Source organism: Deltaproteobacteria bacterium (assembly GCA_016219225.1).
GTDB lineage: Bacteria > Desulfobacterota > RBG-13-43-22 > RBG-13-43-22 > RBG-13-43-22 > RBG-13-43-22.
Genome location: JACRBX010000266.1, coordinates 1 through 18,979, shown reverse-complemented (window position 1 = coordinate 18,979; position 18,979 = coordinate 1). Strand labels below are relative to the sequence as shown.

Annotated in this window: 15 protein-coding genes and 3 pseudogenes; 7 read left to right on the top strand and 11 right to left on the bottom strand. The window is 49.9% G+C overall.

The window, feature by feature from the left end; genetic code table 11:
* From HY879_22015 to HY879_22000, 4 genes and pseudogenes are all read left to right on the top strand, one after another.
* Nucleotides 1-219 (top strand): potassium-transporting ATPase subunit KdpA (locus tag HY879_22015; GenBank protein ID MBI5606018.1); only part of this gene is annotated, 219 nt, incomplete at its 5' end.
* Nucleotides 220-319: 100 nt separating this feature from the next.
* Entirely contained in the window at nt 320-2,341 is a 2,022-nt protein-coding gene (kdpB, locus tag HY879_22010; protein ID MBI5606017.1) for a potassium-transporting ATPase subunit KdpB, read from the top strand.
* A 124-nt stretch (nt 2,342-2,465) separates the two neighbouring features.
* Nucleotides 2,466-3,049 (top strand): annotated as a pseudogene (gene kdpC / locus HY879_22005) (K(+)-transporting ATPase subunit C).
* A gap of 162 nt (nt 3,050-3,211) precedes the next feature.
* The gene (locus HY879_22000; protein MBI5606016.1) at nt 3,212-4,888 is read left to right on the top strand and encodes a PTS sugar transporter subunit IIA; all 1,677 of its coding nucleotides are present in this window, start codon (nt 3,212-3,214) and stop codon (nt 4,886-4,888) included.
* Nucleotides 4,889-4,919: 31 nt separating this feature from the next.
* On the opposite strand, the gene HY879_21995 is transcribed toward HY879_22000, so the two are convergent.
* The 5 genes from HY879_21995 to HY879_21975 all read right to left on the bottom strand — a co-directional run bounded on the left by HY879_21995 (nt 4,920) and on the right by HY879_21975 (nt 8,728).
* Nucleotides 4,920-5,189: a type II toxin-antitoxin system YafQ family toxin gene (locus HY879_21995; protein ID MBI5606015.1), complete on the bottom strand. Its 270-nt coding sequence runs from the start codon at nt 5,187-5,189 to the stop codon at nt 4,920-4,922.
* Entirely contained in the window at nt 5,189-5,449 is a 261-nt protein-coding gene (locus HY879_21990; GenBank protein ID MBI5606014.1) for a type II toxin-antitoxin system RelB/DinJ family antitoxin, read from the bottom strand. The genes HY879_21995 and HY879_21990 overlap by 1 nt, the downstream gene beginning before the upstream one ends.
* 119 nt (nt 5,450-5,568) lie before the next feature.
* The gene (locus HY879_21985) at nt 5,569-6,327 is read right to left on the bottom strand and encodes a metal ABC transporter permease (protein MBI5606013.1); all 759 of its coding nucleotides are present in this window, start codon (nt 6,325-6,327) and stop codon (nt 5,569-5,571) included.
* The gene (locus HY879_21980) at nt 6,324-7,217 is read right to left on the bottom strand and encodes a metal ABC transporter substrate-binding protein (protein ID MBI5606012.1); all 894 of its coding nucleotides are present in this window, start codon (nt 7,215-7,217) and stop codon (nt 6,324-6,326) included. Before HY879_21980 ends, HY879_21985 begins: the two co-directional genes overlap by 4 nt.
* Nucleotides 7,218-7,228: 11 nt before the next feature.
* Nucleotides 7,229-8,728 (bottom strand): hypothetical protein, encoded by a 1,500-nt coding sequence (locus tag HY879_21975; GenBank protein ID MBI5606011.1) that lies wholly within the window; start codon nt 8,726-8,728, stop codon nt 7,229-7,231.
* Nucleotides 8,729-9,303: 575 nt separating this feature from the next.
* On the opposite strand from HY879_21975, the gene HY879_21970 reads away from it, so the two are divergent.
* From HY879_21970 to HY879_21960, 3 genes are all read left to right on the top strand, one after another.
* Entirely contained in the window at nt 9,304-11,556 is a 2,253-nt protein-coding gene (locus HY879_21970; GenBank protein MBI5606010.1) for a copper-translocating P-type ATPase, read from the top strand.
* 174 nt (nt 11,557-11,730) lie between these two features.
* A complete protein-coding gene (locus HY879_21965; protein MBI5606009.1) occupies nt 11,731-11,928 on the top strand; it encodes a CopG family transcriptional regulator in 198 nt (65 codons plus the stop codon).
* A gap of 265 nt (nt 11,929-12,193) precedes the next feature.
* The gene (locus HY879_21960; protein ID MBI5606008.1) at nt 12,194-12,442 is read left to right on the top strand and encodes a hypothetical protein; all 249 of its coding nucleotides are present in this window, start codon (nt 12,194-12,196) and stop codon (nt 12,440-12,442) included.
* Nucleotides 12,443-12,521: 79 nt separating this feature from the next.
* On the opposite strand, the gene HY879_21955 is transcribed toward HY879_21960, so the two are convergent.
* From HY879_21955 to HY879_21930, 6 genes and pseudogenes are all read right to left on the bottom strand, one after another.
* Nucleotides 12,522-14,546, bottom strand: coding sequence for a PAS domain S-box protein (locus HY879_21955; GenBank protein MBI5606007.1), 2,025 nt, complete (start codon nt 14,544-14,546; stop codon nt 12,522-12,524).
* A 36-nt stretch (nt 14,547-14,582) separates the two neighbouring features.
* Entirely contained in the window at nt 14,583-16,283 is a 1,701-nt protein-coding gene (locus HY879_21950) for a PAS domain S-box protein (protein MBI5606006.1), read from the bottom strand.
* Nucleotides 16,284-16,363: 80 nt separating this feature from the next.
* Nucleotides 16,364-17,263, bottom strand: coding sequence for an HD-GYP domain-containing protein (locus HY879_21945; GenBank protein MBI5606005.1), 900 nt, complete (start codon nt 17,261-17,263; stop codon nt 16,364-16,366).
* 81 nt (nt 17,264-17,344) lie between these two features.
* Nucleotides 17,345-17,770: pseudogene (locus HY879_21940) on the bottom strand (PAS domain S-box protein).
* Nucleotides 17,771-18,106: 336 nt separating this feature from the next.
* A pseudogene (locus tag HY879_21935) lies at nt 18,107-18,541 on the bottom strand (response regulator).
* 91 nt (nt 18,542-18,632) lie between these two features.
* On the bottom strand, nt 18,633-18,979 hold a 347-nt coding region (locus tag HY879_21930; protein MBI5606004.1), incomplete at its 5' end, for an HD domain-containing protein.

Here is an 18,979-nt window from a genome sequence, read left to right as displayed (position 1 = left end):
TTTATTATGTTGGTGCCGATCATGGCTCTGTCCGGGAGTCTGGCCGGGAAAAAACTCGTTCCTTCTTCCGGGGGAAGCTTCCCCGTCTGGGGTTTAACCTTTACCCTCGTCCTGGTGGGAACGGTCGTTATCGTCGGGGCCTTGACCTTTCTTCCGGCCCTGGCCATGGGTCCTGTCGTCGAACACTTTTTGATTACCGGATCAAAAATTATCTTTTAGGTCGAAAATACAGTTTCAAGTTTCAAGATGCAAGTTTCAAGCAGAAAAACTCTGGTCTTTGAACCTATTTTCATGCTTCACGGTTAAAGGGATAAAAATCATGGCGGCTAAAACGCATTCCCTATTTGAACGGGCTATCATCGGACAGGCAATAATCGATTCGTTTAAAAAGCTCAATCCCCGAGCTTTGTTAAAAAATCCGGTTATTTTTGTAACCGAGGTGGGGGCGGCTTTGACCACCTTCGGCCTTTTTTTCAAATTTGGAAACGATTCCTTCGGGTTTATCCTGCAAGTCACCCTCTGGCTCTGGTTTACCGTGCTCTTCGCCAATTTCGCCGAGGCCATGGCCGAAGGCCGGGGCAAGGCCCAGGCCAATGCCCTTCGTAAAACCCGAACCCAGACCCTGGCCAATCGGTTGAAATCCGATGGTTCGGTAGAGCGGATCGAAGCCGACCGCTTGCGAAAGGACGACCTGGTTCTGGTGTCGGCCGGGGAGATCATCCCATCGGACGGTGAAATCATTGAAGGGGTGGCAACGGTGGATGAATCGGCCATTACCGGCGAGTCGGCCCCGGTCATCCGGGAGGCCGGGGGCGATCGTAGCGCCGTCACCGGCGGTACCCGGGTTCTATCGGATCAGATCAAGGTCATGGTGACCGCCGATCCTGGGAAGAGTTTTCTGGACCGGATGATCCAGCTCGTTGAAGGGGCCCAGCGTCAAAAAACCCCGAACGAGATCGCCCTGACGATCCTCCTTTCCGCCCTGACTATCATCTTTTTGATGGTCTGCATCACCCTGAAGCCTTTCGGTCTTTATTCGGGTGTGGCCTTCTCCCTCACCGTCCTGGTCGCCCTCCTGGTCTGCCTGATCCCCACCACTATCGGCGGTTTACTCAGCGCCATCGGGATTGCCGGGATCGACCGGATGGTTCAAAAAAATGTCCTGGCCATGAGCGGCCGGGCCGTAGAAGCCGCCGGGGATATCGACGTGCTGCTCTTGGATAAAACAGGGACCATCACTTTGGGAGACCGCCAGGCCAGTGCCTTTCTTCCCGCCCCCGGGGTCCGGGTGGAAGAATTGGCCGATGCGGCCCAATTGGCCTCTCTGGCCGACGAAACGCCCGAAGGCCGGAGCATCGTCGTCCTGGCTAAACACTACGGTTTAAGGGGACGTTCCATTTCGGAAATGTCCAAAGCCCGGTTTATCACCTTTTCAGCTCAGACCAGGATGAGCGGCGTGGATGTGGACGGCCGGCAGATCCGAAAGGGGGCCGTAGACGCCATCAAGACCTTCACGGAGACTGAGCTTCCCTTGGAGGTTCAAGAGGCCGTGGATTCCATTTCCCTCTCCGGCGGAACGCCCCTTCTGGTCGTAGACCAAGAAAAGGTCCTGGGGGCCATCCACTTGAAGGATATTGTCAAGGGCGGACTGAAAGATCGTTTTGAACGATTTCGGGCCATGGGGATCAAAACCGTCATGGTCACCGGGGACAACCGCCTGACGGCTGCGGCCATTGCCCGGGAGGCGGGTGTGGATGATTTTATCGCTGAGGCCAGGCCGGAGGACAAACTGGCCCTGATCCGTAAGGAACAGGCCGCCGGTCATTTAGTGGCCATGACCGGTGACGGCACCAATGATGCGCCGGCCCTGGCCCAGGCCGACGTCGGTGTGGCCATGAACACAGGAACCCAGGCGGCCAAGGAGGCCGGCAATATGGTGGACCTGGATTCCAACCCGACGAAATTGATCGAGGTCGTTGAAATAGGCAAACAGATGCTGATCACCCGGGGGGCCTTAACCACTTTCAGTATCGCCAATGATGTGGCCAAATACTTTGCCATCATCCCGGCCATGCTGATGAGTGTCTTTCCGGTTATTGCTCCCCTTAACATCATGGGGCTTCAGTCCCCCCAAAGCGCCATTCTGAGCGCCGTTATTTTCAATGCCTTGATCATCATGGCCCTGATCCCCTTGGCTTTGCGGGGAGTACGTTTTCGCCCCTTGGGAGCAGCCGCACTTCTCAAGCGCAACCTGTTAATCTATGGTCTCGGCGGTCTTATTGCACCGTTCCCGGGTATTAAACTGATCGATTGGATCATAAACGCTATGCATATTGTGTGATCACACACAATAAGGATCAAGGTACAAGGTCTAAGGTTCAAGGAAAAATAGTATACCCTCAACCGTGCATCTTTTACCGTGTCCCTTGAACCTTGAACCTTGCAACTCTGAGAGGCTTGAAACCATGAAAGACATTATTGCCGAACTTCGTATCGCTTTAATATCCACCCTCTCCCTGGCAGTGATCCTTTGTGGCTTTTATCCCCTTTTAGTCTGGGTCCTTGCTCAGGGTTTATTCCCGGATAAGGCCAATGGTTCATTAGTCAGGGAAAAGCAGATGATCAGGGGATCGCGTCTTATCGCCCAGGGGTTTAGCCATCCCAAATACTTTCATCCCCGTCCTTCAGCCGCCGGGCAGGGCTATGACGGCCTCAGTTCCGGCGGCAGCAACCTTGGACCTCTTTCCAGGAAACTGAACGATGCCCTCAAAGAACGCCTGGCCAGATACCGTGCTGAAAACAAACTTTCTCCGGATATTTTGGTTCCGGCAGATGCCGTAACCGCCTCGGGAAGCGGCCTGGACCCGCACATCAGTCTGAAAAATGCCTTACTCCAGGCGCACCGTGTGGCTGCAGCACGGGGGTAGGAGATAAAACCGTTCTGAAGCAGATTGAACATTACACCGAGGGCCGTGACTTGGGAATCTTCGGTGAACCCAGGATCAATGTCCTGAGGTTGAATCTGGCCCTGGATAGGATTGCCGAATGAAGGTACAAGGTGCAGGGTTCAAGGTAAAGTTCGGAGTTTAGAGTTCGGAGTAAACCATCTTCATATTTCGTGGGGCCCATTTGGGGCATGAGGCGCTTATAAGAACCTTACACCTTATTCCTTGAACCTTTGACCTTTGACCTTTGACCCAAAGGCTTTTTTATGAACGAAAACAGAGCCAATGCTTTTCTGAGAATGATCCGTCACGCCCAGCGGGGACGGTTGAAGGTCTATCTCGGCTATTGCCCGGGAGTAGGCAAGACCTATCAGATGCTCCAGGAAGGTCACCGGCTTAATATCGATGGGATCGACGTCGTTATCGGGCTGGTTGAAACCCACGGCCGGGCCGATATCGCCAAACTGGCTGAAGGGCTGGAGGTCATCCCCCGGCGCCGGCAGGAATACCGCGGTGTTCCGGTGGAAGAGATGGATGTGGAGGCCATCCTGAAGCGCAAACCCCAGGTAGCCCTTATCGACGAACTGGCCCATACCAACGTCCCCGGTAGCCCGAACCAAAAACGCTATCAGGATGTTCAGGACATTCTGGCCGCCGGCATCCATGTCATCACCACTTTGAACCTTCAACATCTGGAAAGCCTCTACAACATGGTCGAAAAGGCCGTAGGGGTCAAGGTCCGGGAGCGTCTTCCCGATTCGGTACTGGCCGAAGCCGACCAGATCGTGGACGTGGATTTATCCACCGAGGACTTACAAAAAAGATTGGAAGAAGGTAAAATCTATCCCCGAGAGCGTATCCAGACGGCGCTTTCTAATTTTTTCAGGACTTCCAATCTGGAAAAGCTGCGGGAGTTAACCCTTCGTGAACTCGCCTCCCAGATCGATTTGAGAAGGCGGGAGACGGAGGATAAAGAAAGTGAAATCACCCCGGACCAGGTGATGGTCTGCCTGAGTTCGCGGGGCCCTAATAGCGACAAGTTACTGCGTTATGCCTCGCGCTTAGCAGGAAAACTGAGCCGAAACTGGTATGCCGTCTATGTTCAAACCCCTTCCGAGGAGGCCACGATCATCGATGCCCGCACCCAGCGCCAACTCTCCGACACCTTGACTCTGGCCAAGCAATTAGGGGCCCTGGTGTTTACCTATAAGGGGGAAGATATCGTCGATACCATCCTCCGCTTTGCCAGGGAATACCGGGTGGGGCATATCATTATCGGGAGACCGGGGACTAAACCTTTCTTTAAAAAATTCAGAAAGAATAAAGATATTGCCGGCGATCTGATCAAAAAAGGCCTGGGGATCACGGTGATCGTTTTGGATACCCGCGAAGAAGAACCGGGGACGACCGTAGGCCGGGAAGAGGTTCCAGAAACACCTCCCCCGGTCTCCACCCCTTCAGAGCCCAAACCCCTTTCGCAAGATCAATTGATGTTGAGTCAACTGCTCACTCCTCAACGGATTATCATCTGGGACCAGCCGGCCATCAAGGAGGTGATTCTTAGAAAATTGGTGGAAGCCGTGGCGAAATCCGACCGGATAGGCAATCCGGAGACCTTATTAAAAGAAGTCCTCATGCGCGAAGAACAGGGGTCGACCTTTTTCAACGAAGGGGTGGCCTTCCCACATGCCCGGATCAGTGACCTGACGGCCCCCAGAGTTGCGTTAGGATTAACCCGGCAAGGGGTATCCGATGTCCTTACCGAGAAACCGATTGAGATCGTTTTTCTAATCCTTTCGCCGGCCGAAACACCGGATATCCAGGTCAAGGTATTGGGTCTAACCAGCCGGGCGGCCCAAAACAGACAACTCCTGAAAGCCCTTAAATCAACCCAAAATCCGGAAGAGGTCTTAGCCGCCATTCGCAGTTGGGAAGTGCCTTAAAATTTTTCTGCATTATCTGTCATCCCTAACACTATCTAAAGAGATCCGAATGGGAGCCGGTCCGTTCAAAGATAACCTGATTGTTATCGATTTTGTAGATCAGAAGCCAGTCCGCTTCAATATGGCATTCTCGCCTTCCTTGCCAGTTGCCAATCAGTCGGTGGTCCTTGTGAATGGGGTCAATTGGTTCCACAGCAACAAGGGAATGCATAATAAGTTTGAGCTTGTCTATTTTTTTCCCCTGTCTTTTCATGCGCTTGAGGTCTTTTTCGAACTGCCGCGTAAAAACAGGTGTAACCATCAGATGCCCAGCTTTTCAAACATATCCTCGATATTTTTACAGACCACCAGGTTTCGGCCGGCATCGGTATCCTCAAAGGTCTTGGACGTCGTTCCGGTCGGGAAGGCAATCTCGAAGGGAAGCCCCCGGCGGAGTTCCACCTGCCGGTAGAACAGGGTAATAGCCTGGGTAGGATTCAAACCCAACTGACGAAAAACCTGTTCGGCCTTTTCTTTTAAATCCGGCTTTATCCGTGCCCTTACAGTAGATGTCTTTGTCATAGTTTACCTCCGGTTGGAATAAATGTAGCACAATTGAGGAACAATGGCAAGCCGAATTTAATTCTGCCATGGAAAGGAATGGAATGGATCAGGAAGGAGAGCATCCTTTGAAAATATTTTCATCCTTCGTGGCGCCCTCTGGGGCATGAGGGCTTAATAAGAAAAACAAAGGCCGCTAAGAGAGAATGAAGGGAGACCAGGGTATACCCCGTCGGCAAATCCAGTTTATAGGAAATAATCACACCAAGCAGGTTAACCAACGTTCCGTAGATCCAGGCAAATATGAGGTTAAGACGGCTGACCATCATCAAAGAGACCAGGGCCGGAGCCACCAGGAGAGAGAAAACCACCAAGACACCGGCCAGTTTTACCGAACTGGTTACCGTCACGGCAAAGAGCAAGAAAAAGCTGATATCTTTAAGCCGGTTCTTAAAAAATTTTCCGGTCAGATAAAGGCAGATCCCTATTAAAAAGTAGATCCCCGTGGTGGAGTAGATATCTTGCAGGGAAACGAAAAGCAAATCGTTTGCCAGAAGTCGTTGAAAATCTTCCGTCCCATGAGGGGACTTTGAAAGGATCAAAAACACGGTGGCAATTCCAAAGGCATAGATCAGGCCGATAAAGGCCTCGGACAGTTTTTCGACCTTTGAAGCCACGGCAATCACATAAGCCCCCAAAAAGGCCAAGAGCAGGGAGGTGGGATACAGATATTCCCCTTCAAAAAAGAATAAAGAAATGGCGGCCCCCAGGGCCGCCATTTGACCAATAGCCAGATCGGTAAAAATGATCCCTCGTTTTAAGATCTCCATCCCGAAAAAAGAATGGATCCCCACCAGGACCACCGAAAGAAGAAAAGCAGTAAAAAGGATGTCCACTATTTTGATAACCTCCGGACTATCTCCTCAAAGAGGGAGACCAGATCCCTGGCCTCCGGTACCGCCCCGATATCATGGGGAAGAAGGATATTTTTTGCCCCGGTCTTTTCAGCCACGAACCGGGCGCTTCTTTTTTCATGATAGACATCTTGCAGGATAAAATTCACCTGATGGGCTTTGGCCGCTTCTATAAGTTCCTCGATATACCTGGCCGTGGGTGGAATCCCCGGTTTGGGCTCGACAGTCCCTGCTATGGATAGCCCATAAGCAGAGAGAAAATAGTTAAAGAGCTGGTGATATTGAATAACCTTTTCCCCTTTCAGACGGGAAAGTCTATGATCCCACTCCTTCAGCTTTCCGTCCCATTGTTTCCTGAACTCGGCAAATCTTTTTTCATATTCCAGGCGGTTTTTGACGTCCAGATCGCAAAGCTTGGCTTTTATGGCCCCGGCCAGAACAGGAATATTATGGGGGTCCAGGGCGAAGTGGGGATTGCCTTCGGCATGAATATCTCCTTCAGACCGGGAAACATTGGTGGGCACTTCGATGAGATTGACCTGCTGTGAAAGATCCAAAAATCCCTTTGCTGTTTGGATCCGGGGATTGTTGGCCTGCCGGACCAGGACCGGGATAAAACCTGTTTCAAGACCAGCCCCATTGATGATGAGCAGGTCCGCCCCTCTGAGTCTGGCAATAAATGAGGGTTTGGGAACAATAAAATGGGGATCTTCCGTCCCCTTGCCTAAGACAAAGACCTCTACCTTATCCCCTCCTATTTTTTGGGTGAGGTCGCCTATATAGGGATAGGTGGTCACTACTTTTAGTTGGCCATAGGAGAGGCCGGTTAAGGATAAATTCAATATCATAACCAAAAATATGAACAATTTTTTCATCTTCATCCTCCTTAAAAAGCATGGGCGCCATGAGCCCCGATAGCCATGTTGAATTGGAGAAAAACCGAGTTAACCGGCTCCCTCATATTGTTTCCATCAAACAACGAATTATCCCGGTTGAATTGAAGTCTCAAGGTGGAGAATTCCGTGGGTCTGAATTCAAGCATGGCCGAGGTTCTATCCAGGTTTCCGGGAAGGCTTTGTTTTACGCCGCCGATAATCACGTCATTTTGATTCAAAAGATCGTACCGGGCCCCGATCCGCCACCGCTTTGCGAATCGATAGACCAGTTGGGAATAAAAACCCGATTGCTTCAGCTCCTTTCCAAAAATACTCAAAGATTGAGTGGGGTCGTCCGGTGCCGAGTCGTTCCCGACATTCAAATTCATGTGCCGGTACATCAACTCGTTTTGCCAGGACACATAGCGATAGGAATCGACAAAATACTTGGCCGTTAAATCGAGGCCGTAAATTTTGGTATCTCCAAAGGCCAATTGCGTGGTCGACCCATCTCCAAAAGCCTTGCGGGTCTGTCCCTGGGCATAGGATAAGCCGCCCAAAAGGGATAGCTTGTCTAGGTCAAAGGAAGACTTGATGAAAGCCACCCAAAGATTGGGTTGCTGGACGCTGTCTTTGGAAAAGGTCAGGTCATTTTTCTGCAGGCTGATTCCATTGGTTCCAAAACTGGCGGTATTTTCTCCTTGCAAAATTTCAGTTCCCAACAATAGATAAAATGGGGTGGGAGCAAGCCAATTGAATTGAACCCCCTTTTCGATCAACCCTTCTTCTCCGAAAAAAGCCCTGTTCACCAGAGGGGCGTCGGTAAAGTCCCAGGCATGCTCATGCTGAACATTCAATCTACCGAAAGAGGATCGGAATTTCCCCCCCTTGGCCTGAAAGCCCAGGGGAAGGGACCGGGTGGCAAAATAGGCTTCTTCCAGCTCAACGCCCTCTTCGGTAAAAGGGATGGTAGCGGTTAGATCAAAAAAAGGATCAACCGGAGAATACAGGGACAACTCTCCGACTTTGAGATTGAATCCCCTCTTTTGATCCAATTCACCGGAAGGAATTAATTCCGGGACCCTGAGATTGGTTACGGCCTCATCGTTAAGATTTCGGGCCACAAAAGAGCCGTCCACAATAAAGGAAATATCCGGAACGAATCTGCTTTGGGAAAAGGAATAGACTTCCAGGGTTTTGGGGACCTCAGAAAACTTTTTTTCAATCCGGTTCATTGGATAAGCCGCCCCAAACGTTTGGCTTTTTGTTTGTCCCACTGTTTCCTCTATCGCCGGTTGGGTCCCTTCAGGCTTGGCCGCCCTCTGAGAAAGGTTGACTCCAATTTGTTGCACCTTCAGTTCATTGATCTCCAATTGTTGCTTATCAATGGTCTTCTGTTGATTTTTAATAATCTCCTCCAAGGCCTTAAGCCTGGTTTCTATATCGGACCCATAAGATTGGGTTACCAGAATAAACGGACACAAAAGAATAAGGATCAGCATCCTTTTCATGAGCACCTCCATAAAAGATATGTAATTTAAAAAAGCTGATATCTTGAAAATACCGGATTGGGAAAGGCAGTTAAATGGAGGGGGGGGCTCGGGGAACTTTACAATCTGCAAAAAAATTGGATTTTAGAATTAGGGTTTCAGGGAAATTGTAATTTATCCCCTGGAAAAGGGTTTGAATCAAACGGGTATTATGATTAGCTAAAAAAGGCAGGTTAACCGATATACAAATAGGACAATCCGAATGGAAAGCAGAATCGTTATGGTGATGGAAGGGTAATGCCAGGCTGGAAATCAAAAAGAAAAGGATCAGACCGCAGGACCATATCCCCATAGATCGGTGAGGCTTTTGAGTATAAGGGTTTACCATCAGCATGAAGATCACGAATAAAGTGAGTGGCTTTCATCATCTACCGAAACATTAGATAATGTCAATTATATTTTGACCTGTCCCGGAACCGGGAAGCAGCCGTCCTTTCAAGCTCCATCATTTTTCCCGGGATGATTTGACAAATCGGTTGAAGTTACTTACCTTTATAGGAAAAAATTCAGCCGATTTTGGAAAGAGTATAAAAATAATGGAAAATAGCGACCAGAAAGACCTGGAAAAAACCGCCCTGTCCGTAGGGGGGATGAGTTGTGCCGCCTGTGTAGTCCGGGTGGAAAAGGCACTGGGGGGGATCGAAGGGGTGGAACAGGCGGCGGTCAACTTTGCCACGGAAAAGGCCCAGGTTCTTTACGACCCGAAGAAAGTCAATCTGGAAATATTAAAAAAGGCCATCGAAGAGGCCGGATACCAGTTCCGGGGCCTGGCCAGGGCCGAACTCCGGGACCGGGAACGGGAAGAACGCCAAAAAGAACTGGCCCTGATCAAAAAGAAATTCATCTTCAGTGTCATCAGCGGGGCCTTGATCATGGTCCTTTCCATGCCCCACTACATCCCCTACTTGCGGGAAGTGCCGCACCACATCCTTTTTTATATCCTTTTTATCCTGACCACGCCGGTCCAGTTCTGGGCCGGGAAGCAGTTTTTTACCGGGGCCTGGGGTGCGGCCCGCCACGGTAGCGCCGACATGAATACCCTGATCGCCGTGGGGACTTTATCGGCCTATATCTATTCTACCATAGCCACCTTTTTCCCTTCTCTCTTTTTAAAAAGCGGCTTGACCCCGACAGTCTATTTTGACAGTGCGGCCATGATTATTGCCCTCATCCTCTTAGGCCGGTTATTGGAAGCCCGGGCCAAGGGACAGACCTCTGAGGCCATTCGCAAACTGATGGGCCTGGCCCCGAAGACGGCCAGGGTCATTCGGGACAATCAGGAACAGGATATCCCGGTGGAAGAGGTCCGGAAAGGGGATCGTATTCTGGTCCGGCCGGGAGAGAAAATCCCGGTGGATGGTCGCATAAAGGAAGGGCGTTCGGCAGTGGATGAATCCATGCTGACCGGAGAGAGCCTGCCGGTGGACAAGAACCCGGGAGACGAGGTCATCGGAGCCACCCTGAACAAAAGCGGCAGCTTTGTTTTTGAAGCCACCCGGATCGGCGAGGAAACGGCCCTGGCCCAGATCATCCTGCTGGTGGAACAGGCCCAGGGCAGCAAGGCCCCGATCCAGCGCCTGGCCGACCAGGTGGCCGGTATTTTTGTGCCCGTGGTGATGGGGATTGCCTCCCTGACCTTTGTGATCTGGTATTTTTGGGGTCCCCCCCCTACCCTGACCTTCGCCTTACTGAATTTTGTGGCCGTGATGATCATTGCCTGCCCCTGTGCCCTGGGCCTGGCCACCCCGACAGCCATCATGGTCGGAACCGGTAAAGGGGCGGAAAACGGTATCCTGATCAAGGGCGGGGAAAGTCTGGAATCGGTCCATCAACTGACCACCATTGTCTTTGACAAGACCGGCACCCTGACCAAAGGCCAATTAGCCGTGACCGATATTATTCCCTGGGAGGGATTCGATACCAGGGAACTGCTGATTTTAGCCGCCTCGGTGGAACGGAATTCGGAACATCCTTTGGGAGAAGCCATAGTCCGCAAGGCGAAAGAGGAAAACCTTCCACTATCAGCGATAGAGCACTTTCAGGCCTTAAGCGGACAGGGGGTCATGGCCGAGGAAGCAGGCCAGGAAATCCTGATCGGCAATAAACGCTTGATGGACTCCAGGGGACTGGATTTGACAGGCGTCATCGAGCAGGCCCAGGCCGTAGCCGATCAGGGGAAAACCCTGATGTACGTTGCCCGCAGCGGAAAGATCGTCGGTTTGCTGGCCCTGGCCGATACCCTGAAAGAACACTCCCAGGAGGCGGTGGCCGAACTCAGACGAATGGGTTTGGAAGTGGTTATGCTGACCGGAGACAATCAACAGACCGCCCAGGCCATCGGCCGGCAACTCCATCTTGACCGCGTCCTGGCCGAAGTCCTGCCACAGGACAAGACCGAACAGATCAAGAAACTGCAAAAAGAAGGCAAAAAGGTGGCCATGGTCGGCGACGGCATCAACGATGCCCCGGCCCTGGCCCAGGCCAACGTCGGGATCGCCATCGGCACCGGTACGGATGTGGCCATGGAGGCCTCGGATATTACCCTGATCCGCGATGACCTCCGGGTCATCATCACGGCCATAAAGCTTTCCCAAAAAACCATCCGGACCATCCGGCAAAATCTCTTCTGGGCTTTTTTTTACAATGTCCTGGGCATCCCCATCGCCGCCGGTATCCTCTATCCCTTCTGGGGAATCTTACTGAACCCCATCCTGGCCTCGGCCGCCATGGCCTTCAGCTCGGTCTCGGTGGTCAGCAATTCATTGAGACTAAGACGGTTTAAAATTTAAACCAGTACCCCAAGTCTTCCCCCTAGGCTACAGCCGTTAATTTCATCTTAGGCCCTCATGCCCGCCGGGGCTGGCACCACAAGGCATGAAAAATGTTAATATTATTTGACAGAGTTAAATAAATTTATTACCCTAATAAGTATCTGGCAAATTGTTTATGGCAAGGAGAAAAAGATGGACCAGTCCTTTCAAATGGCTATTCCACCCCGGCTTCACCAGCAGATTCGATTCCTGGTTGAAGAGGGATGGTATCGGGATGAAAATGAACTTTTACTGGAAGCCCTGCGTCGATTTCTGGATAGCCACCGGCCTGAAATAATGGATAAATTTATCCGGAATGATGTAGAATGGGGCCTTCATGGTCAGGAATGACCCTCCTCCTTTAATCGCTGTTTGTGATGCCGGACCACTTATTCACCTCGATGAACTGGGAAGTCTCTCCTTACTCTCTGACTTTCAGATTTGGGTTCCAAAAGGAGTTTGGGATGAAGTTCAACTTCACCGTCCTGCCGTTTTTGAGCAGGCCCAAATCGCTCTTATTTTAAAAAATATTTCTTCAGAAAACGACAATCCGATCTTAAGAACAATTACCTCAACTCTTAATCTTGACCATGGAGAGAGAGAAGCTCTTTCCCTAATGACGCTGATCTCGAAGGGAATGTTCTTCACCGATGATGCTGCCGCCAGATTGGCCGCGCAACAACTCGGGCACCAAGTTCATGGCACCATTGGAATCCTTATTCGAGCTATCCGGCAGGAAGCGCTTACCCCCGCGGCGGTTATTGATCGGATAAAAAGTATCCCTGGCCGCTCTACCCTTTATATTCGTTCCTCCCTACTTAAAGAAATTATCGATCTGTTGGAAAAAGAATTTATATTTAAATAATCTTTTCGGATTCAGTTGTCACATCCCCTCCCATCTTCTAAACCATCCAACTTCTCATCTTCCCAACTTCCCTCCTCCCTCATTCCAACACGAATCCCTTCTCCCTGAAAAGCTTCAAACAAATCTCCACCACCTCCGTATCATAGAGGATGCCTTTTTTTGTTTCAATTTCTTCCAAGGCTTTTTCAATCCCAAGGGCCGGACGGTAAGGGCGATGGGAGGCAATGGCTTCCACCACGTCGGCCACGGCCAGGATGCGGGACTCCAAAAGAATTTCTTCCCCTGTAAGCCCTTGCGGATAGCCGGAACCATTCAGCCTTTCGTGATGTTCCAGGACCATGCGGGCAATGGGCCAGGGAAACTCAATGTCTTTTAAAATGTCATAAGCGATCCGGGAGTGGTTTTCCACCAAACCCCGTTCAACTTGGGTTAATGCCCTGGGCACACTCAAAATTTCAGCCGGCACGGATATCTTTCCCAGATCATGGATCACGGCCGCCAAACGGATACCGTCAATCTGCTCTGCGGGAAGCCCCATTTCGGTGGCCATGGCCTGGCTAAGATCGGACACCCGCCGCTGATGACCGGCAGTGTACGGATCTCTGGATTCCGAAGCCATCACCAGAGTGTTGATGGTCCCCTCCAGGGCCTTCCGAAGCCTTTGAAAACTGAGTTCAACGGATTTTTCGGCTTCTTTGCGCTGGGTAATATCCCGGATCAAACCGGTAACGAATATTTCATTTTCATCCGACCATTTAGCCAGAGAAAGCTCCAAGGGGAATTCCGATCCATCTTTTTTTAATCCCACCAGTTCAACGGTCTTCCCGATTATTCGAGCTTCCCCGCCGGCCTGGAGTCGTTTCAGCCCTTGAAGATGGGCCTGGTGGTACCGTTCCGGGATGATCAGGGTTATATTTTTCCCCAGGACTTCCCGGACTTCATAGCCGAACAACCCAACCGCCGCCTGATTCCAGAAAACGATCTCTCCGGACAAAGTGCTGGAAATCATGGCGTCGTTCGCCGATTGGGCCACGGAATAAAATTTGGCCTCCGACTCCATCCGGGTCCGATCTTTTTCCAAATCCACAATATTTTTCTGGGCCTCGGCCAATTGCTTTTCAACCCTTCCAAGAAAAGAATGGAATAGAATAAATAACATTCCACCTAAAACCAGGGAAAAGAGGCTGGTGATTTTCAGACTGGTATAAAGATCGGTAATCTGCCGGGTCACGTCGATCATAACCATTATGTCGCCCACACTGGCCCCTTTGACATCTTTGATCTCCAGAAAACGACCTTGATAACGGCGGTCCTTCAGAGAAGCTTTCAGATCCGTAACCCTGTGCTTATGGGCTTTTTCATTTAAAAATGGAGCCAATCCATCCGGAATTTCTTTTAAGGTCTGGTTCACCAGGACCACCGAGGGAAACCGGTCCCAGTCTGCCGGGCGGCCCAGCATCTTCATACCCGCTTCCCAGTCCGAACGATTCAAAAACTCTTTGTGGATCGAAACGATCAGATCTACATCGAGGTTTTTTTTCAATTTGGCCGTAATGTGATCAATCTCCTCTCCCAGTTCCAGGAATCCGATCCTTTGATCCTTTTCAAACACCGGGGCCACAACCCGTAAAGTCAAGGTCTTCATGGGACCCAACTCCAGGCCGTAAACTATTTCACCGGTCTTTTCGGCCCGCAGGGTCGTAAAGCGGTCAATTCGATCCCCGTAAAGGTCGGGTTGATGGACCCGGAGAAGATTGATTCGGCGTTCATCGTTGAAATAGAAATGGGTGATTGGATGTTCGGCGGCCAACCGTTTAAACAACAGAAAACTTTGGTCATACAAGGCCTTTTGATCCTTAGCCTTTAAAGCCCGCCGAAGGGCCTTATCATTTATGAGGATTTCCAACATGCCGCTGATTAAATGGGCATCATTTTCCAGTTGGGAATGAAAAAAGCGCTCTGAGGCCTCCAGTCTGCTTTCCACCCTTTGTTCGATATTCTCCCGTTGTATCCAAAAAAGGCTGATAAAAAAGACAACCAGCAAAAAGAACAGGCCCAGGGTTAAGGGAATGAGCACCTGAATTTTTAAAGAGTTTTTTGTCATCTTATCTTCATTAACCATCCTTGTCCAAGAGAAGGCTTAAGATGGCATTCCAGAATGGGTTAGCTTTTTTTTCCTCTGTTTCTCTTCATACATCATATTGTCGGCCTGGACCAGCAGGGTTTCGATAAAAACCGGGGCTTCGGGATCGTAACCCACCGCCCCCATGCTTAAGGACAATTTAAAGGCCCGGTTTGAGTTTTGATTGTAAAGATCAAGATTCTTGCGCAACCTTTTCATAAGGACATTCGAACCGGCTTCCGATGCCCCTTCCACGGCCAGGATCACAAACTCATCCCCTCCTATACGGGCCAGGATATCCGGATCGCGAAAGGTTTCTTTTAAGATCCGGGCGGTTTCGATCAAAGCCTGATCCCCTTCCAGATGTCCCAGGGTGTCATTGATGGCCTTCAGATCATCCAGATCGATGAAAAGCAGATAGGTCCCCCGCCTCAAGCGACTGGCCATCTTTAATTCCTGCTCGGCCAGGGTTAAAAAACCCCGCCGGTTGTAAAGTCCGGTCAGATCATCCATAAGAGACATGGTTTTTAAGGCCTCTTCAACCTGTTTGTGCTGGGTAATATCCCTTACGATGGCCTGAATAAACAACTCCCCTTCTATTTCGATTCGGTTCAGGCTCACTTCGGCATCAAAAGGGGTTCCATCCAAACGGAGATGCTTCCATTCAAATAACTGAGGCTCCCCTTCTAAGGCCGCCCGGATTTTTTCCAGGGCTTTTTCATTCGAATCCCGACCATCCGGTTGTCTGGGCGGAGAGAAATCAAAGGGTCTTTTCGCAATTATCTGCTCCCGGGCACATCCGAAAATTTTTAAGGTATGGGAATTACAATCAAGAAATTGTCCCTCATGGATCAAAAAAATGGCCGACTGGGCGGCCTCAAAAAGGGTCCGATATTTGGCTTCGCTCTCCTTTAAGGCATTCTCGGCCCACTTGCGCTCACTCACATCTCGGGCAATGCCCTTGAACCCGACCGGGTCGCCGACCGAATCCCTCTGTATAGATATAGAAACCTCCACATATCTTTTCGTCCCGTCTTTTCTGAGCACTTCCCAACCATAAGCCTTGGTGGATTCACCGGTCCGGAAAACCTGGTTAAAGATTTCATAAACCTTGCGGGCTTCTTCGGGATCGACGAATTCCTTATGATTGATGCCCATCAGTTCCTCTTGATTAAATCCCAGGATATTGCAGAAGGCTTGATTAAAAAAGACGAAATTCCCCTTCAGATCGGTTTCATAATAGCCTTCCTGAATGTTTTCCAGGATACTCCGGTATTTCTCCTCGGATTCCTTTAAGGCGGCTTCGACCTGTTTCTGTCTGGTGATATCCCGGAGAATTCCTCGAAAACCGATCTTCTGATTATTGGAATCCAGGATCAGGGAGACCGAGGTTTCCACAACAAATTTTAAGCCTTTCCTGTCGATCACCTCCCATTCGAACCCTTTATGGGGCAAACCGGTTCGATAAACCTGATTAAAAATTTCCATTACCTTCCTGGCATTTTCCGGGTTCGTATACTCCTTATAATTCATACCCGCCAGTTCTTCGGGAGAATAACCGAACAGGCGGGCATCAGCTTGATTGCAAAAGATCATGTTGCCGTCCAGATCGACCTCAAAATATCCGTCTTCCATGTTGTCCAGTATGGACCGGTATCGCTCTTCGGATTGACGCAGGGCTTCTTCTGAACATTTTTTTTCTTCTTTATTTTCATCCATTTTTCAACAAGGCCTTTCATAATGGAAGAAGAAAGACGAATGGTTTTAAAAATAAAAATAACTTCTTTCCCGAAGATCATCTATTCCAATATAAATCTCTTTTCCTTAAATAGCTTCAGACAGGCCTCCACCACCTCGGGATCATAAAGAATCCCCTTGTTTTTAGAGATTTCATCCAGGGCCACCTCTATCCCGTAAGCCGCGCGATATGGCCGGTGGGAGGCGATGGCCTCGACCACATCGGCCACCATTAACACCTTGGCTTCCAGGAGGATTTCCCGGTCTTTAAGACCAAGAGGGTATCCTGAGCCGTTTATCCTCTCATGATGTTGGGAAACAATCCGGGCAACCGGCCAGGGGAATTCGATATCTTTTAAGATTTCATAACTGGTTTGCGGGTGAACCTTGATCAGGCTGAATTCCAACTGGGAAAGTTTGGTAGGTTTACTCAAAATCTCGGCAGGTAACGATATCTTTCCTAAATCATGTACCGTCCCGGCCATACGGATGGCCTCAATCTGATCCTTGGACAGTCCCATTTCCTGACCGATGGAACGGGCCAGATCGGCGACCCGGCGTTGATGACCGGCGGTGTAAGGATCACGGGTTTCCACGGTCAGGGCCATAGCCTGAATGATCCCACCCATAGCTTTATGTAATTTTTCAATGCTTTGCTTGAGTTCCTCCTCCTTCTTTTTGCGCTCGGTGATGTCGCTCAAGGCCCCCACCCATTTATAAGGTCTCCCTTTTTCATTCCTTAAACAAATCCCGGAGCTTCTCAAATAAATAATTTTTCCTCCCTTGCCGATGATCCGGTATTCTTCCAGAAAGGGCTCCTGTTTGTCCAAATGCCGTTGGGTAGCCGCTACAAGACGATCGTGGTCTTCAGGATGAACCATCTTTTCATAGACGGTAACGGTTTGAGGGATTTCATCTAAAAGTTCCTTGAGTTTCTCAACAGCCCTGCCAAACCAGTCCATTTGGCCTGATTTAAGATTCCATTCAAAAATAAAATCATTTGTGCTTTCGGCAACAATACGAAACCGTTCTTCGCTATCGGTTAAAGCCTTTTGGGTCCTTCTGAGTTCGGTAATATCACGGGCGATGCCCCTGAACCCTATGGGCTTACCGGATAGATCTCTTATCAAAGAAACCGAGGTCTCCAATTCTTTTCTTTCCCCGTTTTTGGTTATAATTTCAAAGGGGGTGCCTTTGGAAGGTTGCCCGGTAAGATACACCTGGTTAAAATTGCGATACAATTTCCGGGCGTTTTCCTCATCGGTATATTGTTGATTGTTCATACCCATCAGCTCTTCCCTGGAATATCCATGGATCCGGGTCAAGGCATCATTGAAAAAGGTGAATTTGCCGGACAGATCCACCTCGTAATACCCATCTTCAATCGTTTCAAGAATGGTGCGATATTTTCCCTCGCTTTTCCGCAGAGCATCTTCGGCTCTCTTACGCTCCGTAATATCGATTCCCATACCGATAAGGCAGGTTTTTCCTTCGATGGTAATCTTCCGGCCGGTAAAATAATAAGGGGTCCCCTTGCCACCCTTGACGATAAGGTCGGCCTCGGCCTCTGAAGACCCGGTGAGAAAAACTTTTTGGATTCTCTCCTGAATCAAAGCCTTATCAGGGCCGACAAACAGGTCGAGTGGACTCATCCGTTCGATCTCCTCAGCAGAATTCCCGGAGACTTGTTCAAAGTTTTTATTCCAGCGCAAAAACTTTCCGAATTGATCGAAAAGATAAAAAATGCCCGGCAGGCTGTTCAACATTTCATTGGAAAAATCCCGTTCACGTAAAATATCATCCTTCGACTGGCGCAATTCGGCCGTTTGTATCGTCACCTGTTCTTCGAGTCCGGCCCGCAACCGATGCAATTCCAAATGGGTTCGCACCCGGGCCAGGAGTTCATCCCGTTGGAAGGGCTTGGAAATAAAATCGACTGCGCCGAGTCCGAAACCTTTCACCTTTTCCTCAAGGGCTGTCATGCCGCTGATGAATATTACCGGGATTTCCCGGCTTTCTTTCTGCGCCTTGAGCCTTCGGCAGACTTCGAACCCATCCATGCCCGGCATATCGATATCCAGCAAAATCAGATTGGGCGGTTCGGATACGACAGAACGCAGCGCCAGTTCACCGGTATCGGCGGAGCGCACCTGGAGGCCTTCAGCCGACAGGATATCCGTAAGCAGGTCCAGTACTACTGAAACGTCGTCGACGATCAGTATCTTATCTTGCGCGGTCATAGTTAGCACCTTTGCCAATCTTTTTCTTCTTAGCCATGTTTATCAGTGAAATCCGTGCCAATAAAATAAAATTAAAAAAAATTTCGAACTTTTAATTCAGCGTAAACCCTTTCTCTGTAAAGAGCCGCAAGCAGGCATCCACAACTTCCTGGTCATACAACACCCCTTTGTTCTTCACTATTTCCTCCAAGGCTTTTTCAATCCCAAACCCCGGCCGATACGGCCGATGGGTAGCGATAGCCTCAACCACATCGGCAACAGCCAGGATTCGGGACTCCAAAAGAATTTCTTCCCCTTTAAGTCCTTGCGGATAGCCGGAACCATTCATCCTTTCATGATGTTCCAGGACCATCCGGGCAATGGGCCAGGGAAATTCGATCTCCTTTAAGATGTCATAACCGGTCTGGGGATGAATTTTAATCAAACTGTACTCCAGGT